Here is a 25,521-nt window from a genome sequence, read left to right on the forward strand (position 1 = left end):
ATCATTATTTCATGTCGAATACACATTCAGAACCCAATAGTTTAATTAACGCATCTTCGCCCTACCTGTTACAACATGCTTATAACCCGGTGCATTGGTATGAATGGGGTACCGAAGCTTTGGAAAAGGCAAAGGCAGAAAACAAATTGATTTTAGTCAGTATTGGCTATTCGGCCTGCCATTGGTGCCATGTGATGGAGCGGGAATGTTTTGAAAACCATGAGGTGGCAGAAGTGATGAACCAGCATTTTATATGCATCAAGGTAGATCGCGAGGAGCGCCCGGATATTGATCAGATCTACATGTATGCCATTCAACTGATGACAGGGAGTGGCGGCTGGCCATTAAATTGCATCTGTTTACCAGATCAGCGCCCGATTTATGGCGGTACTTACTTCCGTAAAACCGACTGGATTAATGTATTGGAAAATGTAGCTGCACTTTGGGCGAATGAACCAGATAAGGCGATTGAATATGCAGCAAGATTAACTGCCGGTATAAAAGATAGTGAAAAAATCATTGCTGTTGAACGTAAAGAAGCGTATACTCAAGATCATCTAACAGAAATTATTGATCCATGGAAACGCCATTTCGATATGGGCTACGGCGGCTATAATCGTGCTCCTAAGTTTCCATTACCTAATAATTGGGTTTTCCTCCTGCGCTACGGTTTTCTGAACGATGATGAATCTGTTTTTACAGCAGTTTGCCATACATTGGAAGAAATGAGCCGGGGTGGAATTTACGATCAGCTGGCCGGAGGCTTCGCCCGTTATTCGGTTGATGATAAGTGGCATGTGCCACACTTCGAAAAGATGCTTTATGATAATGCACAACTCATCAGTTTATATATTGAAGCTTATCAATGTACTAAGTTTGATTCTTTTAGGCGGACTGCTGTTGAAAGTATAGAGTGGGTTTTTAATGAAATGACTTCACCAGAAGGGTTGTTTTATTCAGCTTTAGATGCAGATAGCGAAGGGGTTGAAGGTAAATTTTATGTTTGGGATAAAACCGAATTTAATCAAATCTTAGGAGATGATGCTACACTGCTGGCAGAATATTATAATGTTACCGAAGAGGGCAACTGGGAGGAAGAGCATACCAATATCTTAAGAAAAACCATTGAGGATAATGCCCTTTTGGAAAAATACGGGATAACTGCTGAAGATTTATTTGAAAAAGTAAGTGATGCAAAAACAAGGTTACTCGAAGTAAGAAGTAAGAGAGTTAGGCCGGGCTTGGATGATAAATGTTTAACCGCCTGGAATGGCATGATGATTAAAACACTGGCAGATGCTTCACAGGTATTAGGACACGATCTCTATTATCAAAAAGCTTCTGCAGCTGCAAATTTCATCCTGACCAATATGAAATCAGAAACAGGTGGCTTGTATCGTAATTATAAAAACGGTAAAGCATCTATCACTGCTTTTTTAGATGACTATGCCTTTATGATCGAGGCTTTACTTGCTCTTTACGAATGTGATTTTAATGAGCAATGGTTGATTGCAGCAAAATCTTTTGCGGATTATGTTTTAAATAACTTTAGTGATGATCATTCACCGATGTTGTTTTACACCTCAGCAGAAGGTGAAGATCTGATTGCGCGCAAACATGAGGTAATGGATAATGTGATTCCTGCAGCAAATTCAGCCATGGCCTTAAATTTGAAAAAACTGGGTTTGTTGTTTGACTTAAAAAATTACAGTGAAAAGGCGTCGGAAATGCTTGCTGCGGTACATCCCAAAATCAAAACATATGGTTCTGCTTATTCCAACTGGGCCATTTTACTGCTGAATGAAATTTATGGCATCAATGAAATTGCCATTACAGGATTGGAAACAGCTATGGTTAAACTGGAGTTAAGCAATCATTATATTCCTAATAAAATTACTTTAGGCGGAACAAAAAGTAACCTGCCGCTGTTAAAAGGGAAGCAAAGCAATGAAACAAAAGTTTATATTTGCCGAAATAATGTGTGCCAGTTACCGGTTAATACTGTTGAGGAAGCATTAGTGTATTTACAATAAAAAAAATCTGAATGAATATTTCACCAAACTCAGTAGTCGCAGTAACTTATGAATTGCACACTACAAACGAAGAAGGACAACAAGTTTTTGTTGAAAAAGCTGATGAGCAAAATCCTTTAGTATTTTTATATGGAGTAGGCATGATGTTGCCTAAATTTGAAGAGCACTTAGCCGGCTTGAAAACTGGTGATGAGTATAGTTTTGAACTATCTGCAGCTGATGGTTACGGAGAACTTGATCCGGGTGCTTTTGCTGATTTGCCAAAAACCATGTTTACTGAAGCAGGTGGCGAAGTTCCGGCTGTTGGTGATGTAATTCCTTTGCAAGATAACAATGGTAATCAATTCAGAGCAGGTGTAACCGCTGTTCATGAAGAAACGGTTGCGGTAGATTTGAACCACCCGATGGCTGGTAAAAATTTATTGTTTGCAGGTACTATTTTAAATGTTCGCGAAGCCACTCAGGATGAATTGGCTCATGGCCATGCACATGGTGCGGATGGACATGCCAATCACTAGATCGATCGTAAAATCGTAAATTCAATTGATAAAACTAAAAAATCCCGATATTCATCGGGATTTTTTTATAATAACTTAGCCGTAATCAGTTCAACCGGAGGGTTATTCATCGCATTTCCCTTATTCAGCTTCAAAACTCCTTTCACGGTAATTGGCTGATAGGTAAATTTAATGGGTTCAGCCATTTCTACCAATACCATAATTGGAATTCCGTTCTTTCCGCAGTAAAAACATTGGTTAATGGGTAAGGTAGAAAGCATAAACTTGGTTTGCTTCATGCCATCTTTTATCGGTACGATATAGCCCGATAGCTCAAATGGCTTGCTTTCATATTTTTGAATGCCTGCATGATAAATGGCATAGGTTTCAGTAGGTTTTACTGTTTTAATTTTAACCTCACCAATAATATCCCAATTGGGCGAATCCATCTGGTCGCTGGGGTCATGCTGTGCACTTGCCGAATAACCAATAAAAAGGAATAATAAAATAGTTAATAATCTCATCTGAATTTTATCTGAAAGGCAAATATACAAAAGAGATAACCTTCAGGGTTAAATGAATCAATACAATTCCTAAAAATCTACCTTTAAACGTAAGCCCCCATTGGTGAGGTTGAGGTTTTCGCGGGAGAAGGTTTTCATTGGAAGTCTTAGGAAAGGTTCAATAGCAATGTTGTTCTTTTTGGAGATTTTTTGTTTATAGCCCAGGGAGAAATTATAAAAGCCGATGTATTTATCCGGATCAATGGTAGATGTTGGCTGCGGCTCGCTTTGTTTCTCTGCTACGATAAAACTTTTAGAATCCATCATGCCATTGGCTAATGGAGCTGACAGTGTTTGAACCTGATTGACCAGATAAGTATTTTGTTGTGAATTGCTTAAAATGGCGAGCGCAGAAACACCAACGCCGGTGTATAACTTTTCCGAAATGTTATAACGTAACTCTAAAGGCACGTTAATGCCCTGAACTTTTGCATTGATAGACTCCAGATTTTTACCGGATAACGATTGGGGTGCGGTAGCATTTTGGGATTCTGTTGAACTGATGGAAGCATATGAAACACCAGAGCTAATGGATAATTTATTGGCAATGGCATAAGATAAGGAGAATCCATAATTCATGTTTAACTTGTTATCGTTACCCATTGAAGGCGCTACATACACGTCTGGCTGCCATTTGGAATGCTGTTCAGTTTTACTGTTGGTTGGATGTTGCTGATCAGTCTTGCTATCAACCGCTAACAGATCTTCAAAAGATAACTTTTTATTGGCTTCTGGTTTTTGCTTTTCTGACTGAGCATCTGCAACGCTTTGATTGTTATCAATGCTTTTGATATGAGATGATTGAGTAGCAAAATTATCGTTATTTAATGCTATCAATGCCTCCACAGGATGCTTCTCGGGAGTGATCAAATCAAGCTTATGATTTAGGTTGCTGTCTGATGGTTGAGAAGAGGATGGAAGATAGGCCTGCTTTTTATCCTGATTGATGCCTGCTGATTTTGTACCCTCAACAAACGGCTCATGAGAGTTGGTGTTTTCTCCTGTTTTTGTGCTTACTGGTGATTCCGTATTTTGAACTTTTGATTTTACCACACTCGGTTGTTTTGATTCTTCGCTTTGATGAATCAAAAATATGCCTGAAATCATGAAGATAATGGCTGCAGCTGTCCATAATGGCCATAAAACAAAACCCCTGCGCTTATTTTTCTCTTTTTCAGAGAAGCGCTCCCAGGCACCAGGAACATATTGTTCCTCGTGATTTTGTAATTGGGTGGTAATATGTTCTATTAATTCCTTATCCATTTTTTTTATATGAACCAACTAGCGTGTTGGTGTAAAGTGTACGCAACTTATTTTTTGATCGGGTTAAGTAAACACGGCTCGAACTTTCGGGGATGTTGAGCAACTTTGAAATTTCCTCGTGTGCAAAGCCTTCAATCTCATATAAGTTAAATACCAGCCTTTGCGTTTCCGGTAAATGATTTAACAGGTTCATAATATCACTGACATGAAGTTCGGATGCTATTGAAACCTGCGTAATGGGATGTTGATCTTCATTTAATTCATCCACATAAAAATGCGCTTTCGAGCTTCTGATTTTATCTATTGCCGTTCTTGATGCAATCTGAGCAATCCAGCCCCGAAATGATTTTTGCAATTCTTCAGGGTTTGCTGGCGGCTTGAAACCCGCAACATGCTTAAATATCTTGATAAAGGTATCATTTACAAGTTCTTCACTGTCAGAAGTGTTCTTGGTATACCTTAAAATAATACCCATTAAGTAGCCATAAAATGATTTATACATCATTTCCTTACAGCTATTGTCGTTTTTTACACAGCCCTTTAAAATCTCCTCAAATCTGAGTATTTTTTTGATCACGCTGTAAAGGCCGGTTTAGGGTTTGATTCGTTTTAATGCTTAAAGCTTATTTATTACAAAATTAAAAAATAACACCATCCATTTTACCGAATGGCGTTAAATTCAATTGGTAGATGTTATTTATTGGTCATGATGGCTAAACCAAATTTAGTGCTATCTGTTTTACTGCTTAATCCTTTAGCCCAAATGGTGTAAATTTTGCCTTTTTCTATTTTTACAGCAGGTAGCGTTGCTGTTACCGTTCCAGCCTGCTTCACCTGAAAAGTATAATTATCCGATGGATTGATGGACGTAAATGGAGTAAACTCTTTAAACGCTTTTGAAGTAAATAATGCGGTGGCATTTCCTTCCACTGCCAAATCTAAAGGAGAAGAACCAGGACTTAAATTAATGAACCTAACTTTTGCCTTATCTGTTTCGGGAGCTTTTAAATCATCTTCAACCAGTAAAAGTTTAGTTGATTTTAAAGTATCTACGACAAATACGGAATAAAATGAACCACCTTTTAAAGCAGCTGTTCCGTTGGTTAAATATTTAAGCGAATCTTTTTTAGAAACCCCCACCAGCCTGGTGCCAGGGTAGGCCGCAAAATATCCACGGTCATTGGTATAGCTGAAACTCCCGATTTTTTGATTGTCCAGGATGTAATCTAAGGCAGCTGTGCCAGGAGAGGCATGTACAAAGCCTATACCAGCCGCCTCAATAGGATCATTGTTCCAATCTTTTTTACAAGCAGAAAAAGTGAGTGTGATCACAAATAATGCGCATATTATTTTAGTGCTTAAGCCTAAGTAGTTTTTAGTTTTCATAATGTATTTAAATCAATCTTTTTCACAAAATTGGTTAATGGCCATTAACGCTTTTGATGATAAAACGATTAAGTAAATGAAAACGCTACAATAGCAAAAATTTAATTTACTGTTAAATGATGAGAAATGGTTATCGTGCTTTTTACCGGCTTACCATTCACATAACCAGGATTACAGGCCAGTTCTTCAGGTCTGAATAAATTTTGGTCAATAATTTTGGTATTACTATAATTGGAACCCACAACTTTTTGTTCTAGTTTGGTTACATTACCAAGCTCATCCAAATAATAGGAATTGCTTACTTGATACTTTCCACTTTTATTTCTGAGATCCGTGACAGGGGAAGAGATTTTGTTCATCACTAAAATAGCGCCATATGCACCGCCAATTTTAACTGGATTAATAATTTCATCTCCTTCTTTTACATTTTCTAAATGATAAGTTGTGGATTTACTTTCCAATTCAAATTCAACCTTTTTAGTGCTGTAATTATAGATCTGTTCCACTTCACCATTTAAGAAATAAAATTTCCATTGATTCACCCTTTCATTATTTTGATAATCACCTGAAGCAATTTGTTTTTGGTTAAACAATACTTCGGCAAATCCATTTTTAATGTTCTTATTTGATTTTAGTACGGTGTAACGTTCCATAAATCTTTTCCGGATATTGGTAGAACGGAAAGTTGTTGAATCACTTTTCTGTGCAAAGGCAGTTAAACTGAAAGTTAAAAACAGAGCGGTTAATAAGGTCTTCATAGCTATATAAAGAAAAAGAGTTTTGACGGGATATCAAAACTCTTTCAATATTATATTTTTATTAAGGATTATGCATACATTTCCTCACGAAGTTTGGCAACATCGGGACTGTTAATGTATTCATCATAAGTCATTAGCTTATCAATGGTACCCTTAGGTGTAATTTCGATAATTCTGTTGGCTACGGTTTCCGTTAACTGGTGATCCCTTGAAGTAAATAATATGGCCCCTTTAAAATCTTTCATGCCATTGTTTAATGCTTCGATAGATTCCAGATCTAGGTGATTGGTCGGTTCATCAAACATTAAAAGATTGGCCTGTTGTAACATCATTCTGGAGAACATGCAACGCATTTTTTCACCTCCTGAAAGCACTTTTACATTCTTTAAAACCTCTTCACCAGAGAATAGCATCCGGCCTAAAAAGCTTCTTACAAATTGCTCGTCTGCATCTGTTCCTGAATATTCACGTAACCAGTCAACCAGGTTTTCATCTTTACCTGCAAAATATTCAGAGTTATCATTAGGGATATCTGCTGTGCTGATGGTTACACCCCACTTAAATTCACCTTGATGATCAGTATCTCTACCAGTTAAAACATCGTAGAATGCCGCAGTAGCTAAACTATTTTGCGAGAGTACAGCAATTTTATCACCTTTATTCACCATGAAAGTGATTTTATCAAACAAAATACCATCGTTTCCGGATTTGCCTAAATTCTCTACCTGTAAAATCTGATCACCCGCCTCACGACCGGTGTTATTGAAAATAATAGCCGGATATTTACGGCTGGAAGCTTTAATTTCGGCGATGTCAATTTTATCAAGGGCCTTTTTACGTGAAGTGGCCTGCTTGGATTTTGATGCGTTGGCACTGAATCTCCGGATAAATTCCTGCAGTTCCTTCACCTTATCCTCCATCTTTTTGTTCTGGTCGCTACGTTGTTTTAAAGCCAGCTGACTTGATTCATACCAGAAAGTATAGTTACCCGTGTAGATACTCATTTTAGCAAAATCAATATCTACAATGTGTGTACAAACTGCATCTAAAAAATGCCTGTCGTGACTCACCACTAAAACAATATTCTGATAGTCAGCTAAGAAGTTTTCCAGCCAGGCGATGGTTTCAATGTCCAAATCGTTGGTTGGCTCATCCAGTAGTAAAATATCAGGATTACCAAATAAGGCCTGTGCCAGCAAAACCCTTACTTTTTGGGTATTGTCTAACTCTTTTAATAATTTATAATGGTTGTCTTCTGTAATACCAAGGTTGCTCAACATGGTTGCTGCATTACTTTCCATGTTCCAACCGTCCATTTCAGCAAAGATGTTTTCCAGCTCCCCGGCACGTTCACCATCTTTCTCAGAGAAATCTTCCTTCATGTAAATGGCATCTTTCTCTTTCATAATGGCGTAAAGCTCTTTATGACCAATCATTACGGTTTCAAGTACGGAAACTTCATCAAATTCATAATGGTTTTGTTTTAAAACCGCCATTCTTTCGCCTGGAGTAAAGGCAACACTACCAGAAGTCTGGTTCACTTCTCCCGATAAAATTTTCAGGAAAGTGGATTTACCTGCGCCGTTAGCCCCAATCACACCATAGCAATTGCCATGTGTAAATTTTAGGTTAACATCTTCAAATAATGTGCGTTTGCCGTATCGTAAAGATAAATTAGAAACTGAAATCATAAACAAATAAAATAAGCCGCAAAGATAGGGAAAAAGGTTGAGGGTAAAAAGGTGGAAGGTTTAAGTTTAGTAATTTCAAAATGAATATTAATCCTCTTTTTATTTGTTTTTTGCTATTTTAGAACACACACAAATGAAACAAGATGAAAACATTAACATTAGGCATCCTCATGTCTGGCGTTTCGGCTATTGGATATAGTCAGACCAATCAGTACCAGTATAAAGTAGACTTCTTTGGCGATACCATTCTGGTTGACGCCAATAACAAAACAATCGGCAAGCAAAAAAAAGACTTTTTCGGGAATACCATCATCGTGGATCAGGCAGGGAAAAAAATTGCTGAACAGAAAAAAGATTTTTTCCATCAGACCATACTGGAAGATGAGTCTGGCCGGAAATTGGGCAAAAAAACCGTTGATTTTTTCGGAAATACCGTTATCAAAACTGAAAGCGGGCTGACACCGCGGGCGCAGGAAACCGGTCATGACAATGATTTATTTTCAGGAGATGGAAGAAAAAGAAATATCATTAAACAAAGACAGGATATTTTTGGAAACACAGTCGTGGAGGACGAGTATGGACAAGCCATGCGTATCTATAAAAAAGATATTTTTGGAAATGATGTTGTTGAAGACGGGAATGGCCATACCATACGTGTTTATAAAAAGGATATTTTCGGGAATGATGTTGTTGAAGACGGGAATGGCCATACCATACGTATTTATAAAAAGGATATTTTCGGGAATGATGTTGTTGAAGACGGAAAAGGTCAGGCCATACGTATTTATAAAAAGGATATTTTTGGAAACGATGTTGTTGAAGACGGGAAGGGGAAAACCATCCGAGTTTACAAAAAGGATATTTTTGGTCATGATGTAATTGAAGATGGAAATGGAAAAAAAATTGCGGAATTTAAAACAGACGTTTTTGGAGATAAAATTTTCGAACGCGAAAATTGACAACAAGGAATGAGTTGATGAATCATTAATCAGTCCGTTCTGATCGTTGATTTGCAGGATAACTTTTCAGTTAACAAAGCGTCAAATCTTTCTGTTTTATCATTTAGATCTTCTCTTTAATCGCTAGTCTTTTTGCTTTTTACTATTTTTACCAAATGAGTACAGTATATGAAACCATCTCAAAAGTAATTAAAGAACGCCGTAGTATTTTTCCGGCGAGTTATATTAAAAAAGAAATTCCTGTAGCGGTAATTAATCAAATATTGGAAACTGCCAATTATGCACCAACACATAAGTTAACGCAACCCTGGCGCTTCACCGTCATCAGAAAAGCTGGATTAGCAAAGTTGGGCATGGAACTGGGGCGGTTATATAAGACATTGGTAACTCCTGAACAGTTCCTGCAGAAAAAGTTCGATAGCTTTGCGGAAAAAACCGGCCAGGCTGACTGTATTATTGCGATAAATATGGCCGTAAGTGGCAAAATTCCGGAATGGGAAGAACTGGCTGCAGTATCCTGCGCAGTTCAAAATATGGCATTAACCGCCGAAAGTTTAAATGTTGGTGCTTATTGGAGTTCGCCACCATTGATTGATGATCTAGGCGAATTTTTAGGATTGAATGATAATGAAAAGTGCATCGGACTTTTTTACATGGGCTATCACAATGAAAAACCTTGGCAACCTAACCGTACTTCGATGGCAGAAAAAGTAAAATGGATGGAGGATTAAGGCTCTGTTACAGCAAATTTATTGTCTATATTATATTTTCCATTACCCATTTCAGATTTCCATCAAAAATATGCCTACTTTAAAATCGCAACTGTATCAGCTATGCTTAACTTTTATTCAAAACCGGATAGAAAATATTGAATATTCCTTACAGCAGGCTCGCCAGGCATCAAATGATGATACCAAAAGCAGTGCTGGTGATAAGTACGAAACCACACGTGAAATGATGCAGCAGGAAATGGACCGGAACAGTAAACTGTTGTATGAAGCCGGGCAGCAGAAAATTTCCCTGCAACAGATTGAAAGTGTTGATGTTTCAACAGAGGTTAAAAATGGCAGTTTAGTCTTTACTTCAGAAGGGAATTTTTACATCAGCATCAGTGCCGGAGAGCTTCATTTAGATGGGCAACAGTTCTTTGCTGTTTCTCAGGCCGCGCCTATTGGTAAACTTTTTATCGGAAAGAAAGTAGGGGATGAACTGGGTTTTAATGGTAAAAAATATGTGTTGATAAAAATACTTTAATGACCTGACTTACCATATTCACTCGGCTATCCGGTTGTAGGTTTGTCAATTTTGAAATGACTTTATTGAACCACTGAAATTTTCTTTTACTATAGTGCCCTTAAACTTCGCCTGTTGATTATTTTACACCAATCCTTTCTGCAAATGACGGCACTAAATATGTTTTTAATTCATTAAAAGGAATAAAAACAACAATTTGTCCTTGTGCGTAACTGGCTACTTCATAAGGATTATACATAAATGCCAGGCCTTTTGAGTTGAAATAAAAGTTTTTATTTGGTTTGAGATAATCGTCAAATAGAACAGTGCTGATTGCATCATTTGGTTTGATATTATACAGTTTTCTGAGGTTTTTTTCCAATAGCTTTTGGAGATTATTGGAATCAATTTTAACGATGTCACCTAATACCAGTTGTTTTTTGTTTTTAACGTCCAGGCAATACATGGTGCTACTGTAGTTTCCATGCGCTCCCCCGGTGTAGGCATCAGCCAGGAAATCAATCACCACATAGCCGTTCTCATTATATAACACCGTTTGCTGACTACTGTTGGTATAATTCATCCAGCCTTCAAAGTCATCATTTTTGCTTTCTTTTTGCTGTTCAGCTATTTGAGACTTATAATCTTTAAAATATGCTGCAGCAATAGATTTAAAACTGACTTCCCGATCGGCAGATGCTTTTAAGCCATCTATTTTTTTCAATTCACTATTGATCCAATTTCCTGAATCATCTGTAGCAGTAGCTTTTAGGTATTCAAAAGTAATTTCAGCTGTTGGAGAATTTGATTTATTGGTAAACGCAACAACTGAATCCTGGTAAATACCAGTAGTAAGCTCATAACTGCCTTCAGGATATTTCTCTTCTAGCAGGATGGGAAAGCTTTTACTTTCATCACCACTTTTCCAGGTTCCTTTAAAGCCGTTACCAGTCCATTTTAAATGCAGATGAGGCTCCTTAGAATTTTGATCAAAATATGAAGTGTAAAAACTGTATTCTGATAAGATCAGGCTATCCTGAGAGATTACGGTATCAGTTGATAAATTTAACCACGAACCATCGTAATAATAATTTCCATCTAAATCACCATCTAATCGCTGCAGATTCATCACCACTGGTTTCCCGGCAATCGTACCTTCCAGTCGTTTGTAAAAGTTTCCTTTAAATTCGCGTTTTACATTTTGGGCAGTATCTGCGGTTTCCTGATGATTCGATTTACTTTTATTGTTATTGCATGCAGAAATAATGACAGATAATAAAAGGTAAAATAATAAGTGCTTTTTCATAAGTCCGGTTAGTCAGGATTTATAGTTGACAGTTGAACTTATGATTTTGTTTTGTTGAAGCTCTTATTAATACTATAATAAAGGTTTTTTGCGGTATATCTTCCCGGATCTATAATTCTGCGAATGGTATATAGGGGGTAATTTTCATCCCTGGCGGTAGAAAGGATAAAAGCAGCTTTAAAGCCATATTCCTTCAGTTTGTGTAAATTCGAAGCTTTATAAACACCATATGGGTAGGCAAAATATTCTACTTTTTTTTCGGTGATCTGTTCGAGTTTCTTTGTTGGTTCGTCAATTTGGATTTTCCAGTCTTCATCGGTAAACTGCGCGAAATTTTTATGATCGTAAGTGTGGCTGGCAATGGTATTTCCTTCGTCTGATAACTGTTTAATATTTTCTTTAGTCATATAACTGATCCGCCCTTTGCGCCCTATGGAAACTGTCATGATAAAATACACACCCTTAAAGCCATATTTTTTCAGTGTAGCATTTCCCACAGTGAATTGATCCATATCCGTATCATCAAAAGTAATCATGATGGGTTTTTCAGGAAGTTTGCCATTAAACACCAGGTAATTGTACAATTGATCTGGTAAAATAGTATGGTAGCCACTATCTGCAAGCATTTTGATGTGCTCACGGAATTTATCAGGCGAAATAATATCATCGTGTGCCCTTTTGCTGTCGCTAGCCAGGTTATTCCTGATCTGGTGGTAACATAAAACAGGAACCTCGCGCTTAGCCATAATGGCTTTGGCATCTGCCGGCTTTTGTTTAGGTGTATCTTCTTTAACTTCAGCGGTAGAGGTCGTTTTAATGGTTTTTTCCCTATTCTGCGAATCGCTGCAAGCAGTAGAAAGTAAGGTTATAAATAAGGCTAAAATTAAGGGGGAAAGCCCTGATGCTGGTTTTAATCTCTTTTTCAAGGTAACATGATTTAATTAAAGATACTGCGTTTTCAGATAAACTAAAGTTTTTAATTGTTTCCTGCTCTTTTTTAGGATGCCTAAATTTAATGCGTTATGCTTCATATAGGTTTAGTCTGTTGCTTCGTTTTTAGCCTTTAAACAAGGATGTTAAGAATTTAAACATTCGCTTTTTCCCGGCTAATGCCGAGGTTAAAAAAATTAAAAACTGTTTTTAATGCTGTTACTTAATGTTTTCGGACTCCAGTAACCACTGGCAATAATTCTGCGGATGGTAAATAAAGGATCTTTTTCATCACGCTTGGTTGATAGTTGAAAAGCCATTCTGAAACCACGTTTTTTCAATTCAGGAATACCTTCAGCATTCCATAGCCCGAACGGATAAGCAAACTCCGTCATTTTTTTGCCTGTAATTTCTTCCAGTCTTTTCGTTGGTTTATCTAACTGCTCCTCCCAATCTTTACCGGCATATTTTTTAAAATTTTTATGGTCATAAGTATGTGAGCCAATGATGTTTCCTTCATCCGAAAGTTGCTTAATCTGATCGCTGCTCATATAATCAACAAATTTTCCTTTTCTGCCAATAGAAACGGTCATGATGAAATACACCGCTTTGTAGCCCAGCTTTTTCAAGGTTGGATTTACAATCGTAAACTGATCGAGGTCTGTATCATCAAAGGTTAGCATAATGGGTTTGCTCGGAAGTGCTGCGCCAGTGTTTAAATAGGCATAAAGCTGATCGGGCAGGATGGTATGGTACCCACTATCGGCGAGCATTTTCATCTGATCTTTAAAGTTTTGAACTTCAACAATGTAGTCCTTTCCAACCTTACCATCTGTAGGTTTCCAGTTTCTTACCTGGTGGTAGCACAAAATAGGTACCTGTTTCCGGGCCAGAATGGTTTTAGCATCAGCTACTTTGATTTTGGATACATCAACAGGTGTAGCTGTTGTAGCAACGTTAACATTTGTATTTTCGGTAGAATCTGCAGTTTTTGCAGTTTCTGCTGTAGATTTGGATTGGCAGCTTGCCAGCAAAATTACGCCAGCTGTTATTGCGGTTAGTACGCCGTTTTTCATAGTTATAATATATTAATGCAAAACTATAAATTCTACCAAGTATTTACCTATCAAATAATCGCTTGTTAATAAAATATTTGTAGCCTGAATTTCTTTATCAATAACGCTTTTATTACAAATTTCGACCATTATAATTGGCTTTTATTAAATAATTTAGCCGTTCCAAACCTTTATTAATGAATAAAATTTACAAATTACTTTTTTGTGCACAATTTTTGTCGCTAACTGTCTTCGCACAAACCAAAACTTTTACCATCACGGAGAATATTCAGTCACAACCCAAAGCAAATTACCAGCTTGCCTCGCGTTTTTCGCCAAACAAGTTAAAAAAAATGGTGTATTCAACTGCTGTTGATCCACATTGGTTAAAATTAAGCAACCGCTTTTGGTACACTTTTGAAAGTCCGAAGGGGAAATTCTGGTATCTGGTAGATCCTGCCTCTAAAACTAAAAAGCAGTTGTTTGATAATGCAAAGCTGGCTGCTGAGATTACGCTAATTGTGCGCGATCCGTTTGATGCGGAACATTTACCGCTGGAAAATTTAAAATTTGCCGCGGATGAGAAAAGCATTTCATTCGAGGTGAAAAGTTCTGTTGATGAATTAAAAAAAGATCGTAAAGATAAGAAGGCTGCTGATTCTATGCAGAAGAAGGTCTACTCCTTTAAGTATGAGCTAGCTTCATCAAAACTAACGGAAGTGCCGAACTTTAGTAAGCCTAAGCCAAAGCCAGATTGGGGTTCAGTCGCACCGGATTCATCAGCCATTATATTTTCGCGTAACTATAACCTCTACTGGATGGATAAAGAAAATTATAAAAAAGCGGTTAAAAATGATGAGGACAGCACCATTGTAGAACATCAGCTAACAAAGGATGGCGTTAAGTTTTATTCTTATGGAAGTGATGGCGATGGCGAAAACAATGTAGAAAACGAAAAGAATAACAAAAAAAGAAGAGCAGCTTATGTGCTTTGGTCGCCAAATTCAAAATATTTTGTTTTAGATAGGACTGATTCCCGAAAGGTAAAAGATCTTTGGGTGATTAATAGTGTTACTCCGGGGCGGCCAACACTCGAAACTTATAAATATCAGATGCCGGGAGAAATGGAGGCCCCGCAGGATGAAGTATTGCTTTTTGATTTCATGGCAAAAAGTTATAAAAAGTTAAATGTTTCGGCTTTTAAAGATCAGAGTGTATCCGTATGGAGCAAGCCGGTTTTAGCTAAAGACCGTGATAATGAGTTCCGGCCTTCCATATGGCTGGGAAATAACAGTCGCTTCTATTTTTCACGCACCAGTCGTGATTTAAAAAGAATTGATATCGGAACCATTGATATTGCTACAGGAAAAGTAACGCCAATAATAGATGAGCGTTTCAATACCTATGTGGAAGTGAACCGTCCGGGTCTGGTAAATGATGGTAAAGAACTTATCCACTGGAGTGAGCGTGATGGCTGGGCGCATTTCTATCTTTTTGATGGCACTGGCAAACTTAAAAATCAAATTACGAAAGGTGCTTTTCATTGTGAAAGCATTGTAAATGTAGATGAAAAGAACCGTATGTTGTATTTTACAGCCAATGGGAGAGAAGGGAAAGAAGATCCATACTATTTGCATTTGTATCGTATCAATTTCGATGGTTCAAATATGAAGCTGCTTAATGCCGGTGATTTTGACCATGCGGCATTTATGAATGATAACAATACCTTTTTTGTAGATAACTATTCCAGGGTAAATACGGCGCCAAAATCTACGCTTTACGATCGGAATGGCAAAAAAGTAATGGACCTGGAAACCGCTGATCTTTCTTTATTAATGGCTGCGGGCTATCAATACCCTGAGCCATTTAAAGTTAAGGCTGATGATGGCATCACTGATTTATATGGTGTAATGTACAAGCCATTTGATTTCGATCCGAAGAAGAAATATCCGATCATTGAATATGTTTATCCGGGGCCACAAACCGAAGCCGTAAATAAGGCGTTTAGCAAAAGCATGGATCGTACGGAGCGCCTGGCACAATTTGGATATATCGTCATTACTGTGGGCAACCGCGGTGGCAATCCATCGCGTTCCAAATGGTACCACACTTATGGTTATGGTAACCTTCGTGATTATGGATTGGCAGATAAGAAAACCGCTATTGAACAACTGGCAGCTAAATATGCTTTTATTGATGAATCAAAAGTAGGTATTACAGGGCATTCTGGTGGTGGTTTCATGTCTACAGCAGCCATGTTGGTTTATCCTGATTTCTTTAAAGCCGCGGTTTCGAATGCAGGTAACCATGATAACAGCATTTATAACCGTTGGTGGAGTGAAAAACACCACGGCGTAAAAGAAACCATTTCTTTAAAAGGAGATACTTCCTTTAAATATAGTATTGATAAAAATCCTGATTTAGCTAAAAATTTGAAAGGCCATTTATTATTGATGCATGGCGATGTAGATAACAACGTGCACCCGGCCAATTCAATCCGTGTGGCCAATGCCTTGATGAAAGCTGGTAAACGGTTTGATTTTCTGATTATTCCTGGTCAGCGACACGGTTTTGGAGACATGACCGAATATGCTTTCTGGAAATTAGCCGATCACTTTAATAAATACCTGATAGGCGATTTCTCTGAACCGGGAGATGTTGACCTGGTAGAAATGGACCGGGATATTGAACAAACCGGAAAATAAATATAATACGAATACATTTTAATGGTCTGTAGATACTGCAGGCCATTTTTTTTATAAAAATCCTGGCTTAATTTCTCCCAGAAAACGATATGAGGATGAGTTTTAATTGCCCGCGGTACCAATTCAAGCGCGAAACAATTACTATTTTCTCATGTTATTTTAATATGAATAATAAAGGTATTACAATGGCAGTGTTTCTTCTGGTTGGAGGAATAGCCAATAGTCTAGCCCAGGATATAGATAGTAAAAATGTTCCGGCAGCTGTGAAAACCGCTTTTGCAAAAGCATATCCAAAAGCTACCGATGTAGATTGGGAAAAGAAAGGTGCAGATTATAAAGTAGATTTTGATTTAGGTAAAACCGATCACAGTGCAACATACGCTGCTACGGGGAAAATTATTTCATTCGAAAAAGATATTCCGAACAACCAGCTTCCGGCGGCCATTGCTAAAAGTATTAAGGCGAAATATCCTCAGGGAAGAATAGATGATGTGGATTGGATTAGCACAGGAGGTAAAATAACCTATAAGGTAGATATAGAAGGTACGCCAGATGTTAACGTTTGGTACAGTGCTGATGGTAAATTTATTAAAGAACTTGCTGATTAAGCCGTTCACAGATCGCTTAGCACCAGGTTTTACTAAAATAAAAAGAGCTCCGGATTTATCCGGAGCTCTAAATAAGGTAATTCGCAATGGTTTTTTTAGTAAATGTAGTTTAAGGCAACAACATCATTAGAGTTAAATGTGCGGTTACCTCCATTTGAACAAGCCAACATGAAAGATGCTGCATCAGGACTGGATGGTGTTCCCGGAATTAATACCGCGCCAACGTTTGATGCACCTTCGTTTCCTGCACCACTTGCACCACAGCTAAATGCACGGTTCATGTAATCGGTATGACGGAAGCCGATGCAATGACCTACTTCGTGCTGGATCACAGAAGCAAGGTATAATAAATTTGGGTTTGAACCATAAGCAGCAGAATTGGTGTTCATTCTGATTTGGTTATAAGGATTGCCTGAAGAGGTAGGAAAACCAGCTGAACCCAGGGTGATAAAGCCTCCACTTGGACCTTCATTAAAACCAACCACATTAATATTTCCGGTGGTACCTGCATTTGCCCTTTGGAAAGTGATTCTTAAGCCTAATGAATTATATCTGGAAATCATGGTATTTACAGCATCACTGTATACCTGAGGTAAATTTGTAACTGATACCGTAATTACGCGAGGTAATGATGTTACTACATTGGTGGTTCGGTACTGCTCAGTTTCAGCAATACTCAATTTAGCGCCTGAAGATGCTTCAGTTAAATTCTCTTCTGTTAAAAGGATGTCGCCTTCTACCAAATAACCTTCGCTGGTTTTGCGAATGTTTTCGGTACTAAATCCTAGAGATTTAACTTTTTCTAAAGTGCTGGTTGAAATATCAGTTTTGTTTTCTACTGCATTTTCTGTATTACTATTCTTACAAGAATATAAACTTGAGAGCAGTAAACATGCCGCTGCAACTGATAAAAATTTGGTTCTTTTCATTTTAGTTTAGTTTTAATTTGGGACTATTAGATAAGTTAGTTAATATAATTTGCGAATTACCTTATAAATGCTAATTTAGGGAACTATTATGATGTAAACAAAATTTTACAATAAAATATTTCTTGAAAGTCAATACTGTATATTTAATAATATGTTTTTTTCTCTGTGTATTTAATTTAAATGCATATGCACAACCTGGTGGTGTAGAAAAAAAAGTTCAAAAATTTATTTCTTCCAACAGAAATAAGAACGAATTTCGGGTAAATGAGGCTTTGATCGTCAGGTTTGATCACCCTTTAAGCACCAGAGAGATTCAGAAAATGCGCCCTGAAAAACAGCTCACTGCAGATTGTTTTATTGTGCGCAAAAGTGATATTTCCTCCTTCACCGAAGGGGTGGTTTTTCAGGCGCCGGCAAATGGTTTATGGAAAGCCAGCGACGGCTTGATGAGTCTCCTTCAAAAAAATAATAGAAAAGGCGATTCAATAACCGTGAGGCTTGCGCTTAAAAGTACCGGTATGATTCAGGAAGTATTAAAACAGTTAAGTATAATTTCTGTAGATCAGCAGCATGCCATTTATACCATTAAGATTCTGCCTGATGATTTGCTTGAAGTATTGGCCCTTGACGAGATATTATATGCTGATATTATCCCAATTGCCAGGCCTGAAGTGGTGATTAATGGATTGGATCTGGGCCTGAATCAGATCAGCAATGTCCGGGATCTTTTTCCTGGTCTTAACGGAACCGGAATCAATATTTCTTTTAAAGAAGACATGTATGATATAACGGATTTAGATCTTTTAGGAAAAACAGTTTCAGGAGCTACTACCGGAGGTACAGCAACTTCACATGCCACCACAATGGCCACACTTGCCCTGGGGAATGGCAATTCATTTATCCGCGGACTTGGTGCAGCACCAGCAGCTAAACTGGCATTTTCCAGTTTTGACCGCTTATTGCCTGATCAATTGACTGAACTAAGTCGCCTTCAGATCCGAGTGCAAAATCATTCATACGGGACAGGAATCGATAATAATTATGGCATTGAAGCAGCGGCGTACGATCAGCAGGTTTTTGAAACTGATACTTTAATGCATGTTTTTTCTGCTGGTAACAGTGGTACGCTAACCCCGGCTAGTGGTTTTTATCAGGGCTTAACGGCCCGCGCCAATTTAACCGGGAATTTTAAACAGGCCAAAAATATACTGGTCATCGGGGGGATTAACCGGGAGAATGTTTCTGAAAATCTAAGTAGTAAAGGCCCGGCGTATGATGGACGGGTAAAGCCTGAGCTAGTTGCATTAGGCGAGGATGGTACCTCAGGTTCTGCTGCCATAAGCAGTGGATCAGTAGCCTTGCTGGAGCAGTTTTATCATCAGAAATTTGGTAAAGCACCTTCCGCTGCCTTAATCAGGGCAGCCCTGATAAACTCAGCTGATGATTTGGGTGCGCCACAGGTTGATTATGTTTTTGGTTACGGGAAATTGAACGTAGCTCAATCGTTAAAAACCATTGATGAAAATCGTGTGGCATTATATAGTGTTGCCAGGGGGCAAGATTTAATTGTTCCGCTTACTATTCCTGCAAATGTTGCTGAGGTGAAACTTACCATCACCTGGAATGACCCTGCGGCAGCAGTAAATGCGGTACAAAGCCTGGTTAATGGTTTGGATCTAAGTATGGAAAGTCCTTCGGGAGAAATCACGCTTCCCTGGGTATTAAGCAGTGCGTCTAATCTGGATTCGATTGCGTTACCTGCAAAAAGAAAAGCAGATCTGATTAATACTATTCAGCAGCTGAGTATTGATCATCCACAGGAAGGAAACTTCAGCATTCATGTAAAAGGCGACCGCATTACGCAAGGTGCCCAGCAAAATTTTGCCCTGGCTTATCAATATAAATTTAAAAACACTTTTTCTTTTATCACACCAGGAAAAGATGTTTTCTTTTTTGCCAATGAAGATAATTATATCCGGTGGGAAAATACCTATTCTGAGAAAACAGGTAAAATTTCGGTGAGTTACGATGATGGTTTGAGTTGGAAATTGATAGGTGCGGACGTTAATTTAGCAAAAGGATTTTATAAGTGGGGCACACCAGATTTATTTTCGAAGGCCATCGTTAAAATGGAAATAGGCAGTGAGGTGGTTTCTAGTCAAAGTTTTGTAATATCCTCTCCCAAAGTATTAAATGTAGGTTATGTATGCGCCGATGGGGTAGTTTTAAATTGGAATCCTCAAGCTGGTGCCAAAGATTATACAATTTATAGTATCATCAATAATATTTTATCGCCGGTTTTAACTGTTGCTGATACTTTAGTTAAGCTAAATACGGGCAGTATTCCTGGTAAATACTTTGCAGTTGCAGCAAATGGATCGGGTTTTACCGGTTTGAAGAGTTATACAATAGATTATACACAGCAAGGTGTAGCCTGTTATGTGAGAAGTTTATTTGCATCCACTACCGCAGATAATAAAATAAGACTTGACCTCAGTATTGGAACCACTCTGGGTATTAAAAATATTATTTGGGAGAAACAAACAGGCGTGAATACTTATACCGCTCTCCAACAAACAAAGCCAGGAAATAATGTTTTGAACTACTTTGTTTTTGATGATAAGCCTAAGTCTGGAATACAATTTTACCGTGTAACCTTTGAAACAGCAGCTGGAAATGTCGCTAGTGATCTGGTTGCTGTCACCTTTCTTAAGGAAGATGAATTTTCTTTCTATCCAAACCCGGTAACAGACTACTTAACAGTTTTAAGTGGCTCGTTTGAAGATTATAGTCTTTCAGTATTTAATATTTTAGGGCAGAAAGTTTTTGAAGAAAGGGCAGCAAGTACGAACCGCTTTAATTTATCTGCACTGGCTACCGGCGTTTATGTAGGCGTAATTAATAAAAATGGTGAGCAGGTAAAGAAAATTAAACTGATTAAAAGATAAATGCTTAAATAGTTAAGGATAAGTTTTTATCCCCGCTTTTGCTAATTTCTTTGTAATTTCAAAACATGATTAAGATAAAAAAAGCGATATTCTTATCAGGTTGTGCACTTCTTTTGCTCACATCATGCAAGCAAGGAAGCGAAAAAAGCAGCACTTCTCCTGATTCACTTTCTGTAAAAGCAATTAACGATTCCAGCCTGACCCACTACCTTTCTGTTATTGCCGCAGATAGTTTAGAAGGTAGGAAGCCCTTTACCAATGGTGAAACCAAAACCATAAACTACTTAAAAACTCAATTCGAAAAATTAGGTCTCGAACCTGGAAACGGGGATAGTTATTTTCAGGAAGTACCCATGGTAGAGATAAAATCGGTGCCGGAAGATCAGATGTTGATTAAAGGTAAATCTGGTTCTTTAAGCTTAAATTACCTGACTGATTTTGTTGCGGGATCGCGAAGGCTACAAGAGAAGGTAAGTATCGCTAATTCTCCTTTGGTATTTGCAGGCTTTGGAATCGTGGCACCAGAATATGGCTGGAATGATTACGAAGGTTTGGATGTAAAAGGTAAAACTGTGGTGGTGATGATTAACGATCCAGGTTTTGCAGATTCTACCTTGTTTAAAGGCAAAAATATGACTTATTACGGTCGGTGGACCTATAAATTTGAAGAGGCATCCAGGCAGGGTGCAGCTGGAGTACTGATCATTCACGATACTGAGCCTGCTGCATACCCGTGGAGTGTGGTAAGAAGTGGATGGTCTAAATCAAAACTCAACCTGCAATCGGCAGATAATGGCATGAACAGAACGGCGATTGAGGGCTGGATCAGCTTAGACAAGGCAAAATCACTTTTTAAAATGGCAGGGCAAAGTGATGACTTAATGGCTAGGGCAAAGAAGAAAGGCTTTAAGGCTGTTGATTTAGGTTTAACCACTTCGCTGACTGTTAAAAACAAGATCAAAAAATCGGTGTCCTACAATGTGCTGGCAAAAGTAACGGGAGGTAAGCGTCAGGATGAGGCCATTATATATTCTGCCCATTGGGATCATTTAGGTATTGGTGAAAAGGTAAAGGGCGACTCCATTTACAACGGTGCGGTAGATAATGCCACAGGAGTTGCTTCTTTATTAGAACTGGCAACAGCATTTAAAAAGTTGCCAAATAAACCAGGACGAAGCATTTTATTTATTTCTTATACTGCTGAAGAACAGGGACTTTTGGGATCTGAGTACTATGCCAAACATCCGGTTTTCCCATTGGCTAAAACAGTAGCGAATATTAATATGGATATGATGGGCATTGCTGGCAAAACGAAAGATATTGTGGTGTATGGTTTTGGTCAGTCAGAACTGGAAGATTATGCCGTAACTTCAGCGAAAAAGCAGGGTAGGGTAGTCGTTCCTGATCCCGTTCCATCTTCAGGATTGTATTACCGATCTGATCATTTTAACCTGGCTAAAGTGGGGGTGCCATCTCTATTTATGGGTTCTGGTGTAGATAATATGAAAAATGGAAGAGAATGGGGCTTAAAACAGGTAGCAGACTTTACCAAGTTCAGATATCATTCTCCTCAGGATAATTTCGATGCAAAAACCTGGGATTTATCCGGAATTGTGGAAGATGTAAGATTGGTTTTTGATTTAGGTTATCGCCTGAGCAATGAAGACGTTTATCCAAAATGGAAAGCAGGTTCAGAATTTAAAGCCATAAGAGAAAAGAAATAAAAAAGCGCATCCCGACTTTAAATCGGGATGCGCTATAAAAAAAAGTTAATTATTTTAGTGTTAAGTAAAAATACTAAAAGTGAAATTGTACGCCTAATTTTGGTGCTAAGGTACTTGCCTCTAAGCCAAAAGAATTAGTTGTGATTTCATTGCCTGTAACTTCATTTTTAACTTTCAGGTTAGTGTAGCCTAAACCGTTAACAGAAACTTCGATACCAATTCTTTTGGTTGGGAAGAAAGCAAAACCTGGTGCAAGGTTAACACCAATTTCTGTCGTTTTTCCAATTTTAGCTCCGGTATCACCATTGTTATCTACAAATTTGTTGTTTCCAAATTCCATTGGTACAGATAACTGACCGAAGAATTTAAACTGATCTGATAAGTTAACATAGTAACGACCGAAGGGTGCTACTTTAAATGCCTGATTGATATTGTTTCTGCTTACTTCTTTATCTGATGTATAACCAACACCTGTACCAATAGCAAAGTTATCACTTACGAAATAACCAACATTTGGTACAATGTTAAAGCTGACATCAGATTTTGCAGCGCCTTCTACTTTTGTAGAATTGAAACCTACACTTCCGCCCAACATCACTTTTCCTTTTTCAGTTTGTGCATTTGCACCATAAACTAAACCTGCAACTGCAACTAATGATAATAATAATTTTTTCATCGTTTTATTATTTATTTGTTATTAAAAATATAGTCAATTTTACTTTTTTAATTTCTGACTATATTTGGTTAAAAGTCAATATCGATGCCAATAAAATATCATATCGTCATCAAAAAATCAGTTTTATATTAACTGCTTAATTGATAACGATATATAAAATAGGGGTTAAATCATTATTATTTTTGTGTGACTAAAAATTAATCAATTGATTAATTTTTAGCTTTAAAAAAGTTGACAATCTGACTTTTTTGGCATAAATGTCAGCTTTTTTAACTGTTATTATGGCAGCACTTTTAGGAATGTCGGCGTTATTATTATACTTTGCTGGCGGAAACCAGATGTGCTAGTTTCTTTTTAATTAAGTCTAATGCCATGTCATCGTTTAAGTTTCCAGCTTCATCAAATTTATTTTGAGCCTGGGCAATTAATACTTCTGGCTGTAAAACCGGATTCATATTCAAAAAGGTAAATACCGGAAGAAATGCAGCCTGCATTCTTACTGTACCCCAAAGACCTTGTGTAGCCCCCATAACGGCAACAGGTTTATGCATGAGCGGACTATCCTTTCCACGACTGGCCCAGTCAATGGCATTTTTCAATCCGCCAGGAATAGAATAATTATATTCTGGCGATGCGATGATAAATGCATCAGCAATACCGAGCAATTCCCTGAATTTAGTTACGCTTGCCGGTCGTTCATTTGCTTTCGGTGTATCATGATCTTCATTGTAAACAGGAATATCATCATATCTTACAATTTCGAAATCAACACCTTCAGGTAACAAGCCACCCGCTACTTTTAGCAACATTTCATTATAGGAACCTTTGCGAAGGCTCCCGCACAGGCCGATTATTTTTTTATTTTTTTCCATATTTATTAAACGGAGGTTGCCTATAAAAGTTTTTTTCTTTATTATGTAGCTACACTATGATTAAAGATTAATAATAGTTGTTGCAATTCATTTATTAAATATATATGTCAGAAAATAATAGCGTTTCTCCTCTTATAGAAAAAACTGTTTTCCCTATTTTGTTTGCCCTGAGTTTTTCTCATTTGTTAAACGACACCATTCAATCCTTAATTCCTGCGATTTATCCTGTTATCAAAACAAGTTATCGTTTAAGCTTCTCTCAGATTGGATTAATAACACTAACCTTTCAAATGGCGGCATCATTGCTGCAACCTTTTGTGGGCTTGTATACCGATAAAAAGCCTCAGCCTTATTCTTTAGCCGTGGGGATGGGTTTCACGCTGATTGGATTGATTACACTTTCTCAATCAGCTCATTTTTATACCATGCTCATTTCTGTTGCCTTTATTGGTATTGGCTCGTCCATATTTCACCCAGAGGCTTCCCGAATGGCGCATGCTGCGTCGGGAGGGAAAAGAGGTTTAGCACAATCTGTTTTTCAATTGGGAGGAAATGCTGGTAGTTCTTTAGGGCCACTGCTGGCTGCATGGATCATCGTGCCGTATGGTCAGTTTAGTGTGATCTGGTTTTCGGCAATTGCACTTTTGGCTATTGTTATATTAAGTTACGTAGGCAATTGGTATAAAGGTTTTATGATTGCCAGAAGTAAGAAAGTTGTCATTCAAACTGAAGTGAGCCAATTCTCGGAGTAAAGTAATTTTTTCTGTCGCTATTTTATTGCTTTTAATCTTTTCGAAATATTTCTATATGGCAAGTTTGACCAATTATTTCACTTTTTATCTGATCCAAAAATTTCAGGTTTCGGTGCAGACTTCTCAGATCTACCTGTTTATTTTTCTGTTTTCCGTAGCTGCAGGGACTTTACTGGGTGGGCCAATAGGGGATAAAATCGGGAGAAAATATGTCATCTGGGCTTCCATTTTAGGGACAGCACCTTTTGCACTGTTACTGCCTCATGCCAATTTGTTTTGGATAGGAGTGTTGATCGTTCCAATTGGGATGATCTTAGCTTCAGCATTTTCTGCCATTTTAGTTTATGCACAGGAATTGATTCCGGGAAAAGTGGGCCTGGTGGCGGGCTTATTCTTTGGCTTTGCTTTCGGGATGGGGGGAATAGGTTCTGCCTTATTGGGTAAATTGGCAGATTCGAAAGGAATAGCTTATGTATTTAGTATTTGTGCTTTTCTCCCGCTGATTGGTTTACTGACCGGCTTTTTGCCGAATATTGAGACTAAGAAAAAGTAATATAAAATAGGAATAATTAGTATTGTAATAGGAAATAAGTGTTTTAATAATACTTTTTTACTACTCGTTGATGAGGCATT

The 25,521-nt window shown here is 37.8% G+C and carries 21 protein-coding genes and 1 pseudogene; 10 read left to right on the forward strand and 12 right to left on the reverse strand.

Annotated features, from left to right (window positions below; all coding sequences use genetic code 11):
• The first annotated feature begins 11 nt into the window (after window positions 1–11).
• Together OQX64_RS01260 and OQX64_RS01265 are read left to right on the forward strand one after the other, a co-directional pair.
• On the forward strand, window positions 12–2,033 hold the full coding sequence (locus OQX64_RS01260; RefSeq protein ID WP_265817176.1) for a thioredoxin domain-containing protein: 2,022 nt from the start codon (window positions 12–14) through the stop codon (window positions 2,031–2,033).
• Window positions 2,034–2,044: 11 nt separating this feature from the next.
• Window positions 2,045–2,551 carry an FKBP-type peptidyl-prolyl cis-trans isomerase gene (locus OQX64_RS01265; RefSeq protein ID WP_265817177.1) on the forward strand — a complete coding sequence of 169 codons (507 nt, stop codon included), beginning with the start codon at window positions 2,045–2,047 and terminating at the stop codon, window positions 2,549–2,551.
• Between the two features lie 65 nt (window positions 2,552–2,616).
• Here the strand turns inward: OQX64_RS01265 and OQX64_RS01270 are convergent, their stop codons facing one another.
• The 6 genes from OQX64_RS01270 to OQX64_RS01295 form a co-directional block, all read right to left on the reverse strand.
• Complete coding sequence (locus OQX64_RS01270) at window positions 2,617–3,054, reverse strand: hypothetical protein (protein WP_088300770.1); 438 nt, start codon at window positions 3,052–3,054, stop codon at window positions 2,617–2,619.
• 69 nt (window positions 3,055–3,123) lie between these two features.
• A complete protein-coding gene (locus OQX64_RS01275; RefSeq protein WP_265817179.1) occupies window positions 3,124–4,356 on the reverse strand; it encodes a hypothetical protein in 1,233 nt (410 codons plus the stop codon).
• On the reverse strand, window positions 4,349–4,933 hold the full coding sequence (locus OQX64_RS01280; protein WP_088300768.1) for an RNA polymerase sigma factor: 585 nt from the start codon (window positions 4,931–4,933) through the stop codon (window positions 4,349–4,351). The genes OQX64_RS01275 and OQX64_RS01280 overlap by 8 nt, the downstream gene beginning before the upstream one ends.
• A 116-nt stretch (window positions 4,934–5,049) precedes the next feature.
• Window positions 5,050–5,742, reverse strand: coding sequence for a DUF4397 domain-containing protein (locus tag OQX64_RS01285; protein WP_265817181.1), 693 nt, complete (start codon window positions 5,740–5,742; stop codon window positions 5,050–5,052).
• A gap of 101 nt (window positions 5,743–5,843) precedes the next feature.
• Complete coding sequence (locus OQX64_RS01290; RefSeq protein ID WP_265817183.1) at window positions 5,844–6,500, reverse strand: hypothetical protein; 657 nt, start codon at window positions 6,498–6,500, stop codon at window positions 5,844–5,846.
• Between the two features lie 68 nt (window positions 6,501–6,568).
• Window positions 6,569–8,191, reverse strand: a complete 1,623-nt coding sequence (locus OQX64_RS01295; RefSeq protein WP_265817185.1) for an ABC-F family ATP-binding cassette domain-containing protein — start codon at window positions 8,189–8,191, stop codon at window positions 6,569–6,571.
• Window positions 8,192–8,334: 143 nt separating this feature from the next.
• On the opposite strand from OQX64_RS01295, the gene OQX64_RS01300 reads away from it, so the two are divergent.
• The 3 genes from OQX64_RS01300 to OQX64_RS01310 all read left to right on the forward strand — a co-directional run bounded on the left by OQX64_RS01300 (window position 8,335) and on the right by OQX64_RS01310 (window position 10,404).
• Window positions 8,335–9,150: a hypothetical protein gene (locus tag OQX64_RS01300; protein ID WP_265817187.1), complete on the forward strand. Its 816-nt coding sequence runs from the start codon at window positions 8,335–8,337 to the stop codon at window positions 9,148–9,150.
• 155 nt (window positions 9,151–9,305) lie between these two features.
• A complete protein-coding gene (locus OQX64_RS01305; protein WP_265817189.1) occupies window positions 9,306–9,881 on the forward strand; it encodes a nitroreductase in 576 nt (191 codons plus the stop codon).
• A gap of 70 nt (window positions 9,882–9,951) precedes the next feature.
• On the forward strand, window positions 9,952–10,404 hold the full coding sequence (locus OQX64_RS01310; protein WP_265817190.1) for a 3-oxoacyl-ACP synthase: 453 nt from the start codon (window positions 9,952–9,954) through the stop codon (window positions 10,402–10,404).
• 118 nt (window positions 10,405–10,522) lie between these two features.
• On the opposite strand, the gene OQX64_RS01315 is transcribed toward OQX64_RS01310, so the two are convergent.
• From OQX64_RS01315 to OQX64_RS01325, 3 genes are all read right to left on the reverse strand, one after another.
• Window positions 10,523–11,689 (reverse strand): DUF3298 and DUF4163 domain-containing protein, encoded by a 1,167-nt coding sequence (locus OQX64_RS01315; RefSeq protein ID WP_265817191.1) that lies wholly within the window; start codon window positions 11,687–11,689, stop codon window positions 10,523–10,525.
• Between the two features lie 38 nt (window positions 11,690–11,727).
• The gene (locus OQX64_RS01320) at window positions 11,728–12,615 is read right to left on the reverse strand and encodes a polysaccharide deacetylase family protein (RefSeq protein ID WP_265817192.1); all 888 of its coding nucleotides are present in this window, start codon (window positions 12,613–12,615) and stop codon (window positions 11,728–11,730) included.
• Between the two features lie 201 nt (window positions 12,616–12,816).
• A complete protein-coding gene (locus tag OQX64_RS01325; protein WP_265817193.1) occupies window positions 12,817–13,695 on the reverse strand; it encodes a polysaccharide deacetylase family protein in 879 nt (292 codons plus the stop codon).
• Window positions 13,696–13,871: 176 nt separating this feature from the next.
• On the opposite strand from OQX64_RS01325, the gene OQX64_RS01330 reads away from it, so the two are divergent.
• Together OQX64_RS01330 and OQX64_RS01335 are read left to right on the forward strand one after the other, a co-directional pair.
• Entirely contained in the window at window positions 13,872–16,379 is a 2,508-nt protein-coding gene (locus OQX64_RS01330; RefSeq protein WP_265817194.1) for a S9 family peptidase, read from the forward strand.
• Window positions 16,380–16,543: 164 nt separating this feature from the next.
• On the forward strand, window positions 16,544–16,987 hold the full coding sequence (locus tag OQX64_RS01335; RefSeq protein ID WP_172406473.1) for a PepSY-like domain-containing protein: 444 nt from the start codon (window positions 16,544–16,546) through the stop codon (window positions 16,985–16,987).
• A 95-nt stretch (window positions 16,988–17,082) separates the two neighbouring features.
• Here OQX64_RS01335 and OQX64_RS01340 read toward each other — a convergent pair whose 3' ends face one another.
• Window positions 17,083–17,916: a M57 family metalloprotease gene (locus tag OQX64_RS01340; RefSeq protein WP_088300758.1), complete on the reverse strand. Its 834-nt coding sequence runs from the start codon at window positions 17,914–17,916 to the stop codon at window positions 17,083–17,085.
• 122 nt (window positions 17,917–18,038) lie between these two features.
• Here OQX64_RS01340 and OQX64_RS01345 point away from each other — a divergent pair, with 122 nt between their 5' ends.
• Window positions 18,039–20,864: a S8/S53 family peptidase gene (locus tag OQX64_RS01345; protein WP_265817196.1), complete on the forward strand. Its 2,826-nt coding sequence runs from the start codon at window positions 18,039–18,041 to the stop codon at window positions 20,862–20,864.
• A gap of 65 nt (window positions 20,865–20,929) precedes the next feature.
• A complete protein-coding gene (locus tag OQX64_RS01350; protein WP_265817198.1) occupies window positions 20,930–22,588 on the forward strand; it encodes a M28 family metallopeptidase in 1,659 nt (552 codons plus the stop codon).
• 73 nt (window positions 22,589–22,661) lie between these two features.
• Here the strand turns inward: OQX64_RS01350 and OQX64_RS01355 are convergent, their stop codons facing one another.
• Entirely contained in the window at window positions 22,662–23,264 is a 603-nt protein-coding gene (locus tag OQX64_RS01355) for an outer membrane beta-barrel protein (protein WP_088300756.1), read from the reverse strand.
• Window positions 23,265–23,578: 314 nt separating this feature from the next.
• Window positions 23,579–24,136, reverse strand: coding sequence for an NADPH-dependent FMN reductase (locus OQX64_RS01360; RefSeq protein WP_265817200.1), 558 nt, complete (start codon window positions 24,134–24,136; stop codon window positions 23,579–23,581).
• A gap of 104 nt (window positions 24,137–24,240) precedes the next feature.
• Here OQX64_RS01360 and OQX64_RS22515 point away from each other — a divergent pair.
• Window positions 24,241–25,441: pseudogene (locus tag OQX64_RS22515) on the forward strand (MFS transporter).
• Window positions 25,442–25,521: the final 80 nt, after the last annotated feature.

This window comes from Pedobacter sp. GR22-10 (genome assembly GCF_026239715.1).
Classification (GTDB): Bacteria; Bacteroidota; Bacteroidia; order Sphingobacteriales; family Sphingobacteriaceae; genus Pedobacter.